Below are 17,887 nucleotides of genomic sequence, written 5' to 3' on the forward strand. Positions count from 1 at the left end.
TGGTATTAGTCATTAGAAAATTCAGCTATGATTTGTCCATTTAATTATGGCATTTGTTAAACCTTCTAAGGTATATTCTTCTGCTTCAATATCTACTCTCCCAAATACAGTTTGACAGGTTTTTGATGTTTGGGGACCAATGGAAGCTATGCAAACTCTGGCTAAATTTTCAGGATTGTATGTAAATATATGCGCTGTTAATTGCGCGAAAAATAAAACTGTTTTAGAACTGGCAAAAGTAATAATATCTACAGTATTATTAACTAAGGCATATTCAGCCGCAGGAGGGATACTTTCAGGACAGCAAGATTCATAAGCGGGAACTTCAATTACTTCTGCACCTTTGGCTGTTAATTCCTTTACTAATACTTCTCTTCCACCGCTTTCAACTCTGGGAAATAATATCTTTTTACCTATTAGTGATTCGGGAAAGTTTTCCACCAAAGAATCAGCCACAAAGTTAGGAGGAATAAAATCAGCTTGGATATTTTGTTTTTGTAAACTTTGGGCTGTTTTTTCCCCAACAACTGCAATTTTTACAGCAGATAAAGCACTTTTATCTTGACCGGATTTTGCTAATCTCTCAAAAAAGTATTCTACACCATTACTAGAAGTGAGAATTAGCCAATTAAAAGTTGATAAATGCAAAATTGCCTGATCTAAAGCGTCCCAACTGCTAGGGGGTCCAATTTCTAAAGCTGGCATTTCTATCACATTAGCACCTGCGGAGGTCAAGCGATCGCTAAATTGATGAGATTGTCCCACAGAACGGGTAACTAAAATGGTTTTCCCAGCAAGGGGAGAAAGATTGTAATTCACGGTTGACATTAAATTTGTCGTCTTAATAATTTTTGGTTTCGCGCAAAAGAGTATCCGTAGGTTGGGTTGAAGAATGAAACCCAACATTTCCTAGACTTAGTTGGGTTTCACTTTGTTCTACCCAACCTACCATCAATTCTAATACATTTTTATAAATAGAAGATTTCTACTTTCTCATATTACAGGTAATCGCAGAACTCCACCAATAACCATAACTGTAGGTTGGGTTGAAGAATGAAACCCAACATTTCCTAGACTTAGTTGGGTTTCACTTCGTTCTACCCAACCTACCATCAATTTTAATACATTTTTATAAATAGAAGATTTCTACTTTCTCATATTACAGGTAATCGCAGAACTCCACCAATAACTATAACTGTAGGTTGGGTTGAAGAATGAAACCCAACATTTTCTAGATTTCCTAGACTTAGTTGGGTTTCACTTCGTTCTACCCAACCTACCATCAATTTTAATACATTTTTACAAATAGAAGATTTCTACTTTCTCATATTACAGGTAATCGCAGAACTCCACCAATAACTATAACTGTAGGTTGGGTTGAAGAATGAAACCCAACATTTTCTAGATTTCCTAGACTTAGTTGGGTTTCACTTTGTTCTACCCAACCTACCATCAATTCTAATACATTTTTATAAATAGAAGATTTCTACTTTCTCATATTACAGGTAATCGCAGAACTTCACCAATAACTATAACTGTAGGTTGGGTTGAAGAATGAAACCCAACATTTCCTAGATTTCCTAGACTTAGTTGGGTTTCACTTTGTTCTACCCAACCTACCATCAATTCTAATACATTTTTATAAATAGAAGATTTCTACTTTCTCATATTACAGGTAATCGCAGAACTTCACCAATAACCATAACTGTAGCGACTGTCTTGATTGTCAAGCGATCGTTAGGAAAAATTTAAAGTCTAGGAAAAAAGTCAGAAAATAGAGGAGAAAAACAGAACAGAACAAAACAGGTAAATTATAGATTGCCATAAATTACCAAACTAGATTGGAGGTATAAAAACGACAGTAGAACTTTATGCAGAAATTGGTTGTGAGTCTTGAGAAATAGACCAAGGAAGATGATCTCGAATCATCGCATTTAAAATAACTAACATTTTATGAACGCAAGCAGTAATGGCCAATTTTTTGGGTTTACCACGTTCAACCAAGCGCTCATAAAAAGTTTTGATAACAGGATTATGACGCATGGCAACAACAGCACCCATATAAAGAATGGCACGAACATGGGCGCGACCACCATTAATCATGCGCTTACCTTTGTGCTGACCACTATCATGATTAATTGGTGCAACACCAACTAAGCGAGAGATTTGTTTGGCAGTTAATTGACCTAATTCTGGTAAGTCAGAAACTAAAGTGGTAGAAATTACTTGACCAACGCCAGGAGTAGTTTTGAGTAGATTGACTTTATCAATCCATTGTTGATTATTTTGGGTCAACGTCTCAATTTCTTGATTGAGTTGTTGAAGATGTTGCTCAAGATAATCAATATGGGATTCAATATCTGTCAAAGCTTTACCACGAGCGCGGTCACGGCGATTCTTTTCCGCTGTAGACATTTCTACTAATTGTCTTCGGCGACTAATTAATTCGCCTAATTGACGTGACATTTCACTTTCGATTGCTAACACCTCCGGTTTCATTGCTTCACCGAAATGCGCCAAAATCTGTGCATCAATGGCATCGGTTTTGGCTAACTTACCTGTAGCTTTAGCAAAGTCTCTTCCCTGACGAGGATTGATTAATGCTACTGGTAAAAGAGCCGCTTGCAATTGAATGATTAATTCTGTTTCTAGTCCTCCTGTTGCTTCCAGTACGATTAGGTTTAAATCGTTAGATTGAAGTTGCTTAACTAGATTAGCTATTTCTGTTTCAGTATTAGCAAATTGAAATGCTTTACCCATTGGACGGATATAAACATCAAGTGTTGCTTTACTTACGTCAATGCCTACCCATTGGGAGATATAATCCATTTTTAACTCTCCAATTTCAATTACTTCTTTTTAATTTGTTTTGTTTTTATTCATCCCCTTGATTTCACTCATCCTTGCACGATACGGGCTATATTATCTATGTCTTTGTTCATAGTTTTTACCCCAGGCGACTGTTCGAGTTCTGTCATGGAGATTGTTGTGGTGATCCTTGCTACAAAGCGGTCTTTTCTGACCCAGGTTGGGACGGTCTACCACTTCTTCTAACATACCTCTAAGATACAAGGTTGGGTTGAAGAATGAAACCCAGCATTTCCTAGATTTCCTAGACTTAGTTGGGTTTCACTTTGTTCTACCCAACCTACCATCAATTTTAATACATTTTTACAAATAGAGGATTTCTACTTTCTCATATTACAGGTAATCGCGTAGTCGGACAACTTCACCAATAACTATAACTGCGGGAGAGAGAGATAAGTCGGCGGTTTGTTCGAGGATATTTCCCAGTTCTCCTGTCCATACTTCTTGACGAGGTGTTCCAGCCCAACGGATAATAGCAATCGGTGTAGAATGAGATTTTCTATATTTTATCAGTTGATGGATTATTTCTGGTAAATTTTTTCCCCCCATCAAAATTACTAAGGTTTCTAAGCTTGCTAATACTTCCCAGTTTAAAGTTTCTGGTTCATGGGCTGTACAAACTGCAAAACAACGACTAATAACGTTATCTGTGAGCGGAATTCCGGCTAATAATGGTGCAGCTAATGCAGAAGAAATTCCCGGAACAATTTCAAATTCACAACCTGCATTTTTTAAAGCTGCAATTTCTAAAATACAGCGCCCAAATATGAAAGGGTCTCCCGATTTTAGTCGAATAACTTGCTTTTTTTCTAAACAATATTTTACCAATAAAGCGTTGATTTCCGTTTGGGAAGTGCTGGGTTTACCTCCACGTTTACCAACATCTATTTTTAGGCAATCAACAGGAACACAATCTAATAATTGACTATCAACTAAAGCATCATAAACCAATACCTGGGCAGATGCTAACAGCCGATAGGCTTTAACGGTTAAATATTCTACATTTCCAGGACCTGCACCAACAAGATAAACCTTACCCATTTCCTTACCGACATTTATTAAGTACGCAGGCAAAACCAATTATATAAAAGATTTGGATTTAATGTAGAGGTAGCGCCCCCGTGCCTACCCCGGTATTTGTAGCAACCACAGGGGGTTGTCCCCTACAAAATTGATTGGTTTAGAAACTTTAAAATGATAATTAAGTTTGGCGATATATATTTCGTTATCTTGTTTCAAGTCTCTGACTGGGAATGCTATGACAGGGGTTCTGTCTTCTAGAATTCCTTACCATACTGAGTATAGTAACGTGGTATTGTACATTGTGCATTGTTTTTTCCCTGTCTTAGTAGTCAAGACTCACCAAATTTCGCTAGATTAGATCCAGGTACACTTATAGGAATTTTCAATGTCAGCACAATTGTTACTGGTAGATGACGAACCGGGATTACGGGAAGCCGTCAAAGAATATTTACAAGAAAGCGGTTTTAGGGTTCAAACTGCCAGTAATGCCCGTGAAGGTTGGAACTGGATGCAAGAGAACACCGCTGATTTGGTCATTTCTGATATTATGATGCCCCAGGTGGATGGCTATCAGTTCCTCAAGCAAATGCGAGATGACCCCCGTTTCCAAGCCTTACCAGTGGTATTTTTAACGGCTAAGGGCATGACAGGCGATCGCATTCAAGGCTATCATGCAGGTGTTGATGCGTATTTACCTAAACCATTCGATCCTGATGAATTAGTTGCCATAGTTGAAAACTTACTAGCGCGTCGCAGCGCCCAATCTCCCACTACCGGAGAAGACGGCGACACCCCAAATCTTGCCGATTTGGCTAATCAAATCGCTCAAATTAGAATACTATTAACTCACAGGAGTGCCATATCCCAATCCCCAGCCCCGTTTAAAATAGATTTGACTCCTAGAGAGCAAAGTGTTTTAAATTTGGTAGCGGAAGGATTAATGAACAAAGAAATTGCCCGTCGCCTAGAAACAAGCGTCCGCAATGTCGAAAAATATGTCAGCCGTTTATTTAGTAAAACTGGTACTAATAGCCGCACGGAGTTAGTTCGTTTTGCCCTAGAACATGGTCTAGCTAAGTGAACTAATCCTTTAGTGATGAGAGTTACATGGTAAGAAAATGGTAAAATGCACCTAGATAAATTTGCTGCCGAAATAGCAACATGATGTTGCATATTTTACTACTAATTCTCTTGGCTTGTTAGTACGAAGACACAAATATTGTAGACGTAGTTTTACGTTTACAAGCAAGCTTACTATTTGGGAAAATAGGTAGAGGCAGACTTTTAACACTTAACCCTGAAACCCCTAAATTAGACCGGCTATCACAAATAACTACGCTAAATACTATTGTACAGTATCAGCGAAATTGCGTAACCGCATCAGTTGACGGCGCATTTGTGGAGAGGCTTTAAACTCTGAAATCTCCTGAGCTTTAACTGATGCTTGTAAGGTTTCTAAAAAATCGTCAGATCCTTCTGTTAAAGCTTCTAGTAATACTTGTAACAGTTGCTCACGATCACTTAACAAACTCTTTTCCTCAATCAGACGGAATTTGAGGTGAATTTCACAGTCATAAACACCTACTTCGGGATTATTTATTTGACGTGGTAATGCTTTGGAGTTCATAGTTTTGAGGATTTATTTGCTTAGTGGTTATACGGATTAGGGATTAAATCTCCAGAAAAATTCCTTATACTTTCTTTATACTTTTGTGAATCCAAAGTTTTTACAGATCAGAATTTCTCCTTATCCGTAAAACTGGCATTCTATTTTACTCCCCCTGTCTTTTTTCAGTTAGATTTTACTATTTTTCGATGTTTCTTTACTAGTTATGGCATATCTTAGCCATAAACTATTATTCGATTTTCAAGATGTCATACCATGAAGTTTTTGTAAATAGTTGATTAGCCCTTGATAAAGGTTTTTACATCAACTTGTTAAAAACGTCAAGAAATATTATTTTTTTTACTTTTATTTCCTGATAATACTTAAGCATTTTTACTGAAGACACTCCTTTGATAAATGCAATTCATAATTGTAGGAAAATTCACTAAAGTCGCTAGAAGTTGAGTATATTTACATGAGAAAAAACCAGAATCAGTAAAAAAATTAGAAAATTTTTTGTGAATAATCACATTCATGAGGCCAAATTAAGTTCTCAATTGCAACAGAGGGCAAGTAACTGGTTGTCAACCCGAAAATGACGGGTGAAGGGAGGTGGGGGGCAGGGGGCAGGGGGCAGGGGGCAGGGGGCAGGGGGCAGGGGGCAGGGGGCAGGGGGTAGAGGGTGAAGGGAGGTAGGGGGGTAGGGTGAAGGGAGGTAGGGGGGTAGGGGGTAGAGGGTGAAGGGAGGTAGGGGGGTAGGGGGGTAGGGGAGGTGGGGGGTAGGGGAGGGAAGAACAGAAGTTTTTTCCGATCATTACCCGTCAAAATAAATTTGACGAACTACTAGGTGAACACAATAAAACTAAACTGTGTAAAGAAACGTAAAATCGCTGAAAACCTCTTTACTCTTGCCTCTTGCCTCTTGCCTCTTTCTCCTTCCATTCCTTTTTTCCTGACTCAGTGACTCCTGGGCGCAGTCCCGCAGTCCCTGCGCCCCTACATCCTGATGAGAGTGACTTTCTCATTCATTTCTGCTGTAAGCTCGAACATAGCAGTTAAAATAATTGCAGTGTAATTCAGCTAAATTCTTACACCCAAATTTATGGATAACCTGATACTGCTCAAGTCCACAACCCGTCATGTTCGCATTTTTGCGGCAGAAATGGACAAAGATGAACTGATTCCGAGTAATCAAGTGTTGACACTAGATATTGATCCAGACAACGAGTTCAACTGGAACGAAGATGCTTTGCAAAAAGTTTATCGCCAGTTTGATCAACTGGTAGAAGCATCTAGTGGCGAGGATCTGACAGATTATAACTTACGCCGAATTGGTTCAGATTTGGAGCATTATCTGCGATCGCTCCTCCAAAAAGGTGAAATTAGCTATAATCTCTCCAGTCGGGTTACTAACTACAGTATGGGACTACCCCAAGTAGTAACCAGTAGCAATCAATAAATATAGTACATACTTACTTAGTCCTGGCGAAGATAATTCGCCGGCTATGTCAAGTTTCAGTGACAGATTGAGAATTAGTTCTGCTATCGCTACATATTCTCATAACAATAAAAGTTATGATGAATCTGTGGGTTGCTAAAAATGTGCGCGGTAGTAACTATAGCTACCAAATACTGTTGAAGAAAATGCTAATTGCAGAATCGGTGGGAAAACTATGGAAAATGACGCGGTAACGCTCTGCTGCCCAAATGAATATTGTCAATCGGCTAATCCCCTCACCCACAAATTTTGCCAGCAGTGTTCCACTCCCTTGCCGAAGCGTTATCTCTGGGCTGTGGGCAGTGATTTTAGCCACTGTCATCCTGGGTCTATTTTAAGCGACGCGGGCGCTCGCTATTTAGTCATTAATAAATCCATACTTTTAGATATCAAACCTGGTTTATTGCCCGAAATACCTGAATTAGATAATTTAGAAAAAATTAGACCCTACCTCAAACTAATTACCTATCGTCTCCACATCCCACAAGTTTATGGAGTCCTCAATTTAAGTAATGGGCAGACCAAAACAGAAATACTACTATTAGAAAAACCACCATTAATAGTTAATGCAAGCATTACTCAAGTCAGTCTATGTCAAAGCTTAGACGATTCTTGGAGTCAAGCCTCATCAATGCGTCAAATTCATTGGCTGTGGCAATTAGCAAATTTATGGCAGCCCCTACTCATTGAAGGCGTAGCATCTAGCCTCTTAGATAATTATTTATTAAGAGTAGAAGGGGTACTAATTCGCTTATTAGAATTACGGTTCGATGACAAAAACTCGCCGACATTATGCCAATTAGGAGAATTTTGGCAGCAACTGCTCCCAACTACTAAACCAAATATTGCTCCATTTGTGCAGCAAGTATGTGATTGGTTAATTAAAGGAGAAATTAACTCATCGAGTCAATTAATTAAAATTTTAGATCAGGGATTGAGCCAATTAGCAAAATCTCAAACAGCTACAATTAAAATCTACACTAAAACAGACCCAGGACCGAGCCGCCCCCGTAACGAAGATGCTTGTTACCCCGCTGGGGACACTTTAATCACTAAATCGCCGACAGAGAACACCCTAGCTATTGTTTGTGATGGTATTGGTGGACATGAAGGCGGTAACGTGGCTTCCAACCTCGCAATTGAAACTATTTATAAACAAGTCAAAGAACTGACTTCAGTTCCCACCGACAACATAGATCCATCCTTACTACTTTTGGACTTAGAACGGGCAGTAGCCAAAGCTAATGACAAAATCAGCCAGCGTAACGATAACGAACATCGTCAAGGGCGACAACGCATGGGAACAACTATTGTCATGGCTTTACCTATTGCCCATGAAATATATATTGCCCATGTCGGTGATAGTCGTGCCTATTGGATTACTCATCATGGTTGTCATCAAGTTACCTTAGATGATGATGTCGCCTCCCGCGAAGTCCGCTTAGGCTATGCTCTTTACAGGGAAGCTTTAGAACATAGGGGTTCTGGTTCATTGGTTCAGGCATTGGGAATGAGTAAAAGTACCTCTCTACATCCCACATCTCAACGCTTTATTGTTGATGAAGATGCTGTTTTTTTACTCACTTCCGATGGTCTGAGTGATTTTGATAGAGTGGAAGAATCTTGGGAAACTGAAATATTACCTCTTCTCTCTGGAAAAACAAGTATAGAAGATGTTGCCCAAAGATTAATAGAAATTGCTAATACTAAAAATGGACATGATAATGCCACTATTGCCTTAGTACATTATCATGTTGAATACTCTGAACCAGAGACGATAATTACAGCGGATATTTCTCATCTTTTACCTGACACAGAATTATACTCAGCCGGTGATGATACAGCCAATGGGCAGAGTTTTATTAATAATCCAAAAACTCAAGTTATTTCTGAACGCAAGACTGCTAAACTTTCCCAATTACCATTACAGTTGTTTATTCTCTTAGGGTTGACGTTATCATCTGGTTTGTTGGGATATTGGTTTAAACTCCAAATTAAGTCACCAACAACAATAATTTCTTCTCCGTCTCCATTTTCTAGTCAACCGCCACCTTTGACGGCACAAAGAACTTTAGATAATCTCTCTCTTAATTGGGTGATTCAAGCTAATAGTCTCATAACCTTAAATAAGCAACCTTTCCCTGCTAAAAGTTTTTTCCAAGTTATAGATAAAAAACCTAATCCTAATGGTGGAAATAATCCAGATGTAAGTTTGCGTGTTTGTCAAAAATCTAATCCTGCATCAGAAAATCCTAAAATATTGCAACTGAAATTTTCCGAACTGCAAGATTTAGCTAAAGACATCTCTATTTTACAATCAGATCAATCTAGTATTTGTGACTAGGGAACAGGGAGTGGGGAGTGGGGGAGTGGGGGAGTGGGGGAAGTCGGGGGAGTGGGGGGAGTCGGGGGAGTCGGGGGAGTCGGGGAAGTCGGGGAAGTCGGGGGAGTGGGGGGAGTGGGGGAGTGGGGGAGTGGGGGAGTCGGGGGAAAAATAACAACTGACAACTGACTAAATTCGCTACTTCTGCCTAAAATATCTGTATCTGTGTTTTGAACGTTTAGTTTCTACCAATCCATGTCCAGCCCGAATTTGGCAATGCTTTCGGCGAGTATAGCGATCGCCCGCCTAGTAAATACTAGCACAGATCACTTCGCTATTTGGGTAGTCAAAGCACCATATCCCAGTGGCTATGTTCTCCGTGATTGTGTTTTCTCCCCTGAACTTAATCAAGTTTGGCAAGAATGGCAACAAATGTTTGCTGGTCATAGTCCCCTGGATATTCCTTCCTATTCAATTTCTTCATCAGTTAATACATTGCCATTAGCTGTAATTTCACCCGCTGAAGGTCAAAGGACAAGTCCCTATAGTAGTCGTCTGATGCAATCCTTGGGTATCAATCTCTGGGGATGGATATTTGATGGGGCGATTCTGAATAGTTGGGAACGGAGTCGGGGTATGGCTATGGGTCAAAAGACTCAATTACGCTTTCGGTTAGAAATTCGTGATCCTGATCTAATTGCCCTCCCCTGGGAAATTATGCAGCGGGAAGTTGGACAATCCGCTATATCTCTTTCCCAAGATGTTTTATTTAGTCGTACCATCAGCACAGTTGAACCATTACCAGAATTGCGGACTGACCGGGCGGTAAATATTCTGCTGGTGTTAGGACATAATCATAAATTACAACTAGATCAGGAAGCGTCTTTACTAAAAAAGACATTGTTAGAAGGTCATCCTGGGGGCAAAACTGCCGCTGGATACGCACCTTGTACAGTAAAAACCCTGATTCAACCGACAAAGGCAGAATTAATTCAGGAGTTAGAAACTAAAGTTCATAATGTGTTTTTTTATGCTGGTCACGGATTACCAGATCCAGATGGAGGCTCATTATTTTTAGGAAATGAACTCAAAATTAATGGCATAGAATTAGCTCAGATTTTAACGCGAACAGGCATAAAGTTGGCAGTTTTTAACGCCTGTTGGGGAGCGCAACCAGCAGCAGTTAATCACCAGGCTATTCCGGCTAGTAGTTTGGCTGAGGTGTTGATTCGTCATGGTGTGCCAGCGGTATTGGGGATGCGTGATGAAATTGCTGATGTAGAAAGTCATAGTTTTATTCAAACTTTTGCTTCCAGTTTGCGATCGCGTAAATTAATTGATGAAGCAGTGGCAACCGCTAGACAAGAACTATTGACACTGTATAAATTTAATCAGCCAGCTTGGACATTACCAGTTCTCTACCTCCATCCTGATTTTGATGGAGAACTGATTAAAAATGTAGACGAAGGAGTCACAGAACTACCCAATACGGCGATTTCTGACCTAGTTACCCCCATTAATACAGCTTATTTGCGATCGCTCACACCAGGAGGCAAAATTTGGTTATTACGTTCTGGAGTTACCCGCATCGGTCGCACAAAAGAGAATGATATTATCATCCCCGAAATTTATATTTCCAGACACCACGCAGAAATTTTATGTCGGAATACTCTCAAAGAAAATACATCCATGACCACTTATTACCTACAGGATTTGTCTACCTATGGGACAACCTGGTATTTAAGCCCTAATGGTTGGCAACAAATCCTCCGGGAAGAAGTACCTTTAACATCGGGAATGCAGTTAATGTTTGGGAGTTCTAAAGGTGAAATTTGGGAATTTATTCGGGAGGATTCCATCAGTAGGGGCGCAGGGACTGCGCCCAAAAGTCAGGAGTAAAAACCAGTTGATCATGACTGCTGTATTTTGCGGAAATTCAATTCTTGAGTTTGTAGCTGTCAATAGAACCCATAAATTAATAGTGAGAAAAAAATGAAACCCCACACTAATGATTTAAATATTTTGAATATTACCCCATCAAATGTAGATTTAGAATTTATAGAAGCACTGTTAGAGCCTGAAGATGCTGCTTATCCCTGGAATTTAGCTGATGAATCTTCAGAAGCTTATTTTCATAACCTAGAACTACAATTTGGGTTGCAAGATTTTTCAGATTTAGAACTGAGTACAAGTACCGATAATTTTTATCAAAATCTAGATACAATTTGGGATCAAGTTGCTGTTCTTGAAAATAACAGTAGTAAAAATACCGTTAATTATCTTCAGGAAGTTTTGCAGAAGGCTTTTTCAGTTATTCCTAGAGGTTTACTCACTGCAATCGCTCAAAAAGCTACTGAAGTTTCTATGCTTGAACAATCAGCTAGTGAGAAATTAGTGGAATGTGTCCAAGCTTTACTACCTAGTTGGGAAGTAGATGATCTGCTGGTTTTAGCTCGTCCTTTTGCTTACGCAATGCGAAGTAGTGAACCACATACATTGACATCACTAATTAGAGATTTTGAAGAGCGGGATTGGGCAAATTTATCAGAAATAGAACAAGCAAAAATTACCTTAGCGATCGCTGATTATGCCCTCCAACATCTCTCAAAACCCGATTCTCAACCCTAATTTTTACTCTCCCTCAAGTCCAGACAGAGATTAGCTAATTTATCACCTCTCGCCCCCACTCCCCCACTCCCCCACTCCCCCCACTCCCCCACTCCCCCACTCCCCCCACTCCCCCCACTCCCCCACTCCCCCACTCCCCCACTCCCTACCTCTTACTTACTTTGGATCAAGAAACCGAGTAGCAAAGTTCTCTGATCTTGTAGGTGACAATACCCGTGCTTTGAGAATTGCCGCCATTAGAAAGGCATAAGATAAAACACCAACTACTACCAAAAACAAAGCATTAATAGAACCCGTCGCATTCCATAAAGCGTGGAGTGCAGAAGCGCTCAAATAACCCACCGTGAGGATTTGCTTGCCTTTCAGGGGTTTTAACACAGCCAAACCCACAAAATAGCCTAAATACCCACTGTAAGCCATGTGTCCGGACACAGAACCTAAAATGCGGGGAATAAGTAGCTGTAAACCGACTGATTGACCAGAATTTTGGGAAATTAAGGGTACATATTGACCAAGAGTTTCTAGTAAAGTAAACCCCACAGCGGAAGCTGTACCCAGGAGAATACCATCCAGCGGTTCCCAAACCCCAATCCGTTCTCGCCAGGGTGATCGGAGGGACTTGCCAACCCAATATGCTCCTAATACTGGTAGTATTTTCAGGAGTTCCTCCATTAACCCTGCACCAAAAAACATCCGTACTAATAATTCGGTGAAGGTAATTCCATCTGGAGATGTCGCATCCAACGTCCCAGGTAAGATATCTCGGAAGACTTTGATAAATAAATCTAAGAGAGGACTCAGTAAAATTAAGATTGTACTCAGTGCCGTAGCCACGAGTACCCACCAAGGCTTAGATTTACCACACAATTGATAAACAAAATAGTAAGCAGCAAAAGCGATGTAAGATCCCACAATTACTTGATTGGCTTGGGGATGACCTACCGTAGCAAACATTAATACCACGAAAACTACTGTTAAGATTCCTGGAATCAGGTAGGCTTTGCGAGTGAGATCCTTACCAGTAGAGATAATAGGAAATAATTGTGTGAAGCTTACAGAATCTTGCTTTGATGACAGATGTTGATAATTAACAGATGATAATACTGTCGCTTTACTGACATTGATCATTGTTTTTTGAGCAACAACTTCGTACTCAAAAATAAATTGTGGTCCATCAGCACCCAGGGAAATGCGATCGCCTAAATGTAATTCTTGACATCCTTTCAAGGGTTCTCCATTTAAAAAAGTGCCATTGGCACTATTTAAATCACAAATTACCCAGCTATAGCCGCTATAGGTCGTTAAAGAAACGGGACGAACTACCGCATGACGACGAGATACCATTCGGTATATTACAGCATCCAAGACAATTTGGCAGATGGGGTCACGTCCAATTACCATTTCTTTACCAGGAAGCAACAAGTAGCGAGATGCTGACTCGGAAACTTCGACCTTACTGGACACCAACCGCAGAAATGCATTCTGTCTTGCGTTTTTGCCTGTCATCGAGTTAGTGAGTGTGTCTAAACAAATTCTCCGGCTTATGCCATACCCTATCAGATTTTATAGTAGTAGACCTAATTTTAGCCATATTCAGGGCTGCACCACCCCTAAATATACCATAGCTTCACTAGCTGTTATCCTTATTCAAAATACAAAATTGCAGAAAATTCTCTATACCATTAGGCTAACGCCAGGCTGCGCTATCAGGAGGATTTAGAAGAAGTTATCAGTAATATCAATGTATAAACAAACCTCCCTGCAAACCTCTCCAGTATTAAATGTTATTCCTTTTCCCTCTCCTAAGCGGTTACGGTGTACACACAAGTTATCGAATCACCATGATTCCTCAAATTAAGTAGTGAGACAGAATTAATTACACAATGTCATAGCGTAAGCGTGGCGTTAGCCATATGGAACGAAGTGAAATGAAGCGATGCCAGTGTTGTGATTGCTTCCCTTCGCTCGCAATGACTGTAACCCACTTTCCGCACTTCATTTTGTAATACGCGAATATTTCCATAATTTAATTTTTTATCGTTCAATAAAACACATATTTTATCCATCATTTTAGGTATTAATATTGAACAATTTAACCCTTATTAGGAATAATTCTTGAAAAGGTGGATACTACATTGTGAAGTGCGGAATATGGGCTGTAAATATTTTTGTCCAATTACTTACCCCACCCTAAACCTCCCCGATGCTTTGGGGAGGGAACTAATTTTTCGCTTATTCCAATACCAACCGAACTTAGAATTAAGCAAACTGATAAATAATCTTAAATCCATTCATCCCCCGCTCCTAAGAGTGAGACGTGGGGCTTCTGTCGGGAAAGCTAAAATCTCAACGGTAGCGAGAAATTCATGCTCCAAGTAAGGCTTAGTTAAATAAGAATTTGCCCCCAATTCATAAGCTAACTGACGATGTTTATCTGCGCTACGAGAGGTGAGAACAATAACTGGTTTTTTAGCAAAATCTGGGTTTTGACGGATATGGCTTAATAATTCAAATCCGTTCATTCTTGGCATTTCTAAATCAGAGATAATTACTTCAATTTCTGGATGTAGATGTAGTTGTTCTAAAGCCTCCATACCATTTTGAGCTTGTAATACTTGATATCCTGATTTTTGTAAAGTGAGACAGAGAGTTTGCCGCAGACTAATAGCATCATCTACCACTAAAATTACTTTTGGTGATTGGCTATTTCCTGATACATTAGCAGTTAACTGTTTTTGGGTATGAGTGGCAACTATCTCTGGTAAAGCTTGTTGATTTGCTGCGGGTGCCATCGGGAGCGACATGACATCCAATGTAGCTTGCATTTCTTTAGTATCAATAAGCAGCGTCCCATCAATAATTAAGATCAAGTTACCATTAGCCAAACTACTGCAACCATAAACATATTTTGGTGGGGTAATGGAACTTCCTAACGGCCTAATTACTAATTCTTGTTCTCCAATAATTTGATCAACTTCTATGCCTACCATACCATGATGACGACGCAATAAAATGATGGGATTTTTCACCATTCCTGCTTCTGAATTATCTGGGAAATTTTGCAGATTATTTGTACTCAAAACTGCGCCATTATAGTACATTAACCCTGCTAGTTTTTGGATATTGACCATCAATTCATCTTCATCTGTCCGCCAATGTAAAAACTGTTTGCCTTCAAATTCTTTGATTTGTTGAGCAGAGGGAATAACTATTTTTTCAATACCATCTTGTAGTAAAGCGTAAATAACACCACCTGCTTGAACTAACATGAGTTTATCTGTAGTCATAGAGAAAGGAATTTTAAGAATAAATGTTGTTCCCTGCTGAGGTGATGATTGCACGGAAATTGAGCCGTTAAGTAATTGTATTTGGGTACGAACAATGTCTAAACCCATCCCGCGTCCAGAGATTTCACTAACTTTCCCGGCTGTAGAAAATCCCGGAGCAAACATCATCTCTATTAATTCAGATTCGCTGAGGCGATGAACATAATCTCCACTATTATCATGGGGAATTAGATTAAGTTCTATGGCTCTGCTACGAACTTTTTCTAAGTTTAATCCTTGTCCATCATCATGGATTTCAATAACAGTTTGACTACCTTGATTATAGGCAAAAATCTCAATGATACCCTGTGGTGATTTGCCTCTTTCTCGGCGAATTTCTGGAGATTCAATCCCATGATCAAAAGAGTTGCGTGCTAGTTGCAAAAGGGGATCATAGAGTTTTTCGGCGATCGCTTTATCAACTAGAACATCTGTACCAGTCAGTTTTAATTCTACCTGTTTTCCATAAACATTGGCTAGATTCTGCACCATTTGCGGAAAGCGACTGAGGATAGTTCCTAAAGGTAACATTCTCGCTTCTACCAAGTTATCTATAATATTTAAGGTTAAGGTTTGTTGTTTCTCCCCAATTTGAGCAGCTTGTTTCATCAGTAATTCTAGGGATTCGGAAGTTTCTTGTATTTGCAAGGTTTCTTCCATTGCTGAATGCAGTGTTAACTGAAACTCTGAATATACATCCATTTCTAAGGAATCAAAATTTACTGAACTCAGGGACTGGGTATGATGAGATGAGACATTATTTCCTTGTAATGGCAAATCTCGTAATTGATATAAAGTTAATTGGTGTTGGTAAAGTTGCTGACTTAATCTATCAATTAATTCTATAACTTGGTCATCATATAAAGTCCGTCTTTTTTGAGAAATTAGTAATTCACCTGTTATATAATTCAGGCGTTGTAGTCCTTCCACATCCACACGGACAAAGGAAGATTGTCGAGAGTTTCTATTAACTGCATCAGTAGTTTTTTCTTCTAATTGCTGATTAATTTTTGTATCATAGTTTGTGACTACTTCTTCACTAACTGCTGCTGATGTCACACTTTCTAAATAAATATCATTTTGAACGCCTTCTGTTGTTTCTATGATTGGCATTGCGAGTATATTATCTGGCTCTAAAATAGATTCTCCTCCCCATATTGATTCCAGAAGGCTATTATTTTCTTCGAGTAATGAGGAAGGAACTATTTCTTTGATTACTAGCAAATCTTGTAATTTAGGATGATCTAGCCAGTTTTTTTCGGCTTCTGTGACTTGTGGATAATTTTTATATTCTTTGCCTAATTCACGAATTTGCCGCCTTAATTTTTTGATAATGGGAATAGCACTATTATTTTGCTTAACAGTATATTGGAATTTAGCAATGGCTAAAAGAATAATTAAAATTACACCACGACGATGGAGACATAGAGATTTGCTATCCCCTACTTTTTCTATAAAGTAAAGAAATTGTTCTAGCCAATGTTCTAAATAATTGACGGGATATTTCTGACTAGATGAAGGAATTAATAAAGATAGATTTAATTCTGATTCTGGTATTTCTCTGTATTGATTAAACCAGCCAAAAATATAGCGAATAGTTTTTAAATAAACCTTGGCGTGAACTGGTTTTAAAGGTTGATTATTCCCATTGCTAAGAGTAATTAAAAAGTGATAAAATTCTGTTGTATTATTAAAAAATGTATCAGCAAAAGATTGGTGAATAGATGCCAGATATGACTCAGATTTTGGGATTGTTGCCAAAGAACTGGTTGTGATTGCAGGAAATAAATCATCATTTGTCGTATTTACCAGCGCTTGTAATTCTAAAGATACTGAACCTCCAGAAGTGCGATCGCCCCCTAAAACAGCTATTTGTGCTGCTTTTAAATCAGTGAAAGCGATTTTAGCAATTTCTCGCACCTTTTGGGGATTTGCATCTAAAACCGCCATAATTGTGCGTGCCAATTTTTCCAATCCTGGTAGATTCAAAGATTCTGCCAAGCCAATAAATACTTCACTTTGAGAGTGGAGTATTTCATAAAATTCAGTATTATCTGGTGGATTAGTAAGAGCCTGATTCAGAATATCTAGACGTTGTTTTACTCCTACTTCAAAAATAGATTTAACAATATCAAATCCTAACTCTTCCGATGTCGGCACATGAGTTTCTGCTCCGAAAGCATCACCTAACTTTTCTTGGATTTGAATAAATACTGTAGTAGCTCGGTTCAAAAGTTCATCAGCATTGATGTTACTGCTAGTAACTTCTGCCGTCACTGCTAATTGTAGACATTCATAACCTTCAATAAGTAAAGTTTGTAATTCACTATCAATAACAACATTAGGATTATATAAAGCCTTAAATATATCTTCTAAAGAATGGGCAATTGTCATGATGGTATCGAGTCCAACATTTGCTGCCCCACCCTTAATTGTATGGGTTGCCCGCATTAGATTATGTATTTTAGCTGTGCTAGAATTTTCAACTAAAGTATATAAATCCTGTTCAATAGTTTGCAATAATTCCGGTGCTTCGCCCAAAAAATAGGCATAGCCTTGTTCACGAATTGCTTGATCTGTAATCATAATTTTTGATTTTTGATTTTAAATCGAGG

At 39.0% G+C, this 17,887-nt stretch carries 10 protein-coding genes and 1 pseudogene; 5 read left to right on the forward strand and 6 right to left on the reverse strand.

Annotated elements, in window-relative coordinates:
- Window positions 1–21: 21 nt before the first annotated feature.
- From NG743_RS01830 to cobA, 3 genes and pseudogenes are all read right to left on the reverse strand, one after another.
- The gene (locus NG743_RS01830) at window positions 22–828 is read right to left on the reverse strand and encodes a uroporphyrinogen-III synthase (RefSeq protein WP_199308489.1); all 807 of its coding nucleotides are present in this window, start codon (window positions 826–828) and stop codon (window positions 22–24) included.
- Window positions 829–1,869: 1,041 nt separating this feature from the next.
- Window positions 1,870–2,829: an IS110 family RNA-guided transposase gene (locus NG743_RS01835; protein ID WP_193965010.1), complete on the reverse strand. Its 960-nt coding sequence runs from the start codon at window positions 2,827–2,829 to the stop codon at window positions 1,870–1,872.
- Between the two features lie 375 nt (window positions 2,830–3,204).
- Window positions 3,205–3,909: pseudogene (gene cobA, locus NG743_RS01840) on the reverse strand (uroporphyrinogen-III C-methyltransferase); the annotation flags it as partial.
- Between the two features lie 367 nt (window positions 3,910–4,276).
- Between cobA and NG743_RS01845 the strand changes: the two are divergent.
- Window positions 4,277–4,972: a response regulator transcription factor gene (locus tag NG743_RS01845; RefSeq protein WP_027400790.1), complete on the forward strand. Its 696-nt coding sequence runs from the start codon at window positions 4,277–4,279 to the stop codon at window positions 4,970–4,972.
- 264 nt (window positions 4,973–5,236) lie between these two features.
- Here the strand turns inward: NG743_RS01845 and NG743_RS01850 are convergent, their stop codons facing one another.
- Window positions 5,237–5,518, reverse strand: a complete 282-nt coding sequence (locus tag NG743_RS01850; protein ID WP_027400789.1) for an Npun_R1517 family heterocyst differentiation transcriptional regulator — start codon at window positions 5,516–5,518, stop codon at window positions 5,237–5,239.
- 1,081 nt (window positions 5,519–6,599) lie between these two features.
- Here NG743_RS01850 and NG743_RS01855 point away from each other — a divergent pair.
- From NG743_RS01855 to NG743_RS01870, 4 genes are all read left to right on the forward strand, one after another.
- Window positions 6,600–6,956, forward strand: coding sequence for an NAD(P)H-quinone oxidoreductase subunit M (locus NG743_RS01855; RefSeq protein WP_027400788.1), 357 nt, complete (start codon window positions 6,600–6,602; stop codon window positions 6,954–6,956).
- 214 nt (window positions 6,957–7,170) lie between these two features.
- Entirely contained in the window at window positions 7,171–9,339 is a 2,169-nt protein-coding gene (locus tag NG743_RS01860; RefSeq protein WP_257121386.1) for a PP2C family protein-serine/threonine phosphatase, read from the forward strand.
- Window positions 9,340–9,594: 255 nt separating this feature from the next.
- Window positions 9,595–11,217: a CHAT domain-containing protein gene (locus NG743_RS01865; RefSeq protein WP_051424203.1), complete on the forward strand. Its 1,623-nt coding sequence runs from the start codon at window positions 9,595–9,597 to the stop codon at window positions 11,215–11,217.
- A gap of 93 nt (window positions 11,218–11,310) precedes the next feature.
- On the forward strand, window positions 11,311–11,946 hold the full coding sequence (locus NG743_RS01870; protein ID WP_257121387.1) for a hypothetical protein: 636 nt from the start codon (window positions 11,311–11,313) through the stop codon (window positions 11,944–11,946).
- Window positions 11,947–12,102: 156 nt separating this feature from the next.
- Here NG743_RS01870 and NG743_RS01875 read toward each other — a convergent pair whose 3' ends face one another.
- Together NG743_RS01875 and NG743_RS01880 are read right to left on the reverse strand one after the other, a co-directional pair.
- On the reverse strand, window positions 12,103–13,452 hold the full coding sequence (locus NG743_RS01875; protein ID WP_027400785.1) for a PrsW family glutamic-type intramembrane protease: 1,350 nt from the start codon (window positions 13,450–13,452) through the stop codon (window positions 12,103–12,105).
- 785 nt (window positions 13,453–14,237) lie between these two features.
- Window positions 14,238–17,858 carry a hybrid sensor histidine kinase/response regulator gene (locus NG743_RS01880; protein WP_257121388.1) on the reverse strand — a complete coding sequence of 1,207 codons (3,621 nt, stop codon included), beginning with the start codon at window positions 17,856–17,858 and terminating at the stop codon, window positions 14,238–14,240.
- Between the last annotated feature and the right edge of the window lie 29 nt (window positions 17,859–17,887).

Origin of the sequence: Dolichospermum heterosporum TAC447, assembly GCF_024584745.1 — a bacterium.
Taxonomy (GTDB): Bacteria; Cyanobacteriota; Cyanobacteriia; order Cyanobacteriales; family Nostocaceae; genus Dolichospermum; species Dolichospermum heterosporum.

Coding starts and splice junctions, on each gene's coding strand:
- NG743_RS01860 (WP_257121386.1), top strand. CDS start 7,171: ATGGAAAATGACGCGGTAACGCTCTGCTGCCCAAATGAATATTGTCAA.
- NG743_RS01855 (WP_027400788.1), top strand. CDS start 6,600: ATGGATAACCTGATACTGCTCAAGTCCACAACCCGTCATGTTCGCATT.
- NG743_RS01880 (WP_257121388.1), bottom strand. CDS start 17,858: ATGATTACAGATCAAGCAATTCGTGAACAAGGCTATGCCTATTTTTTG.
- NG743_RS01865 (WP_051424203.1), top strand. CDS start 9,595: ATGCTTTCGGCGAGTATAGCGATCGCCCGCCTAGTAAATACTAGCACA.
- NG743_RS01875 (WP_027400785.1), bottom strand. CDS start 13,452: ATGACAGGCAAAAACGCAAGACAGAATGCATTTCTGCGGTTGGTGTCC.
- NG743_RS01830 (WP_199308489.1), bottom strand. CDS start 828: ATGTCAACCGTGAATTACAATCTTTCTCCCCTTGCTGGGAAAACCATT.
- NG743_RS01850 (WP_027400789.1), bottom strand. CDS start 5,518: ATGAACTCCAAAGCATTACCACGTCAAATAAATAATCCCGAAGTAGGT.
- NG743_RS01870 (WP_257121387.1), top strand. CDS start 11,311: ATGAAACCCCACACTAATGATTTAAATATTTTGAATATTACCCCATCA.
- NG743_RS01835 (WP_193965010.1), bottom strand. CDS start 2,829: ATGGATTATATCTCCCAATGGGTAGGCATTGACGTAAGTAAAGCAACA.
- NG743_RS01845 (WP_027400790.1), top strand. CDS start 4,277: ATGTCAGCACAATTGTTACTGGTAGATGACGAACCGGGATTACGGGAA.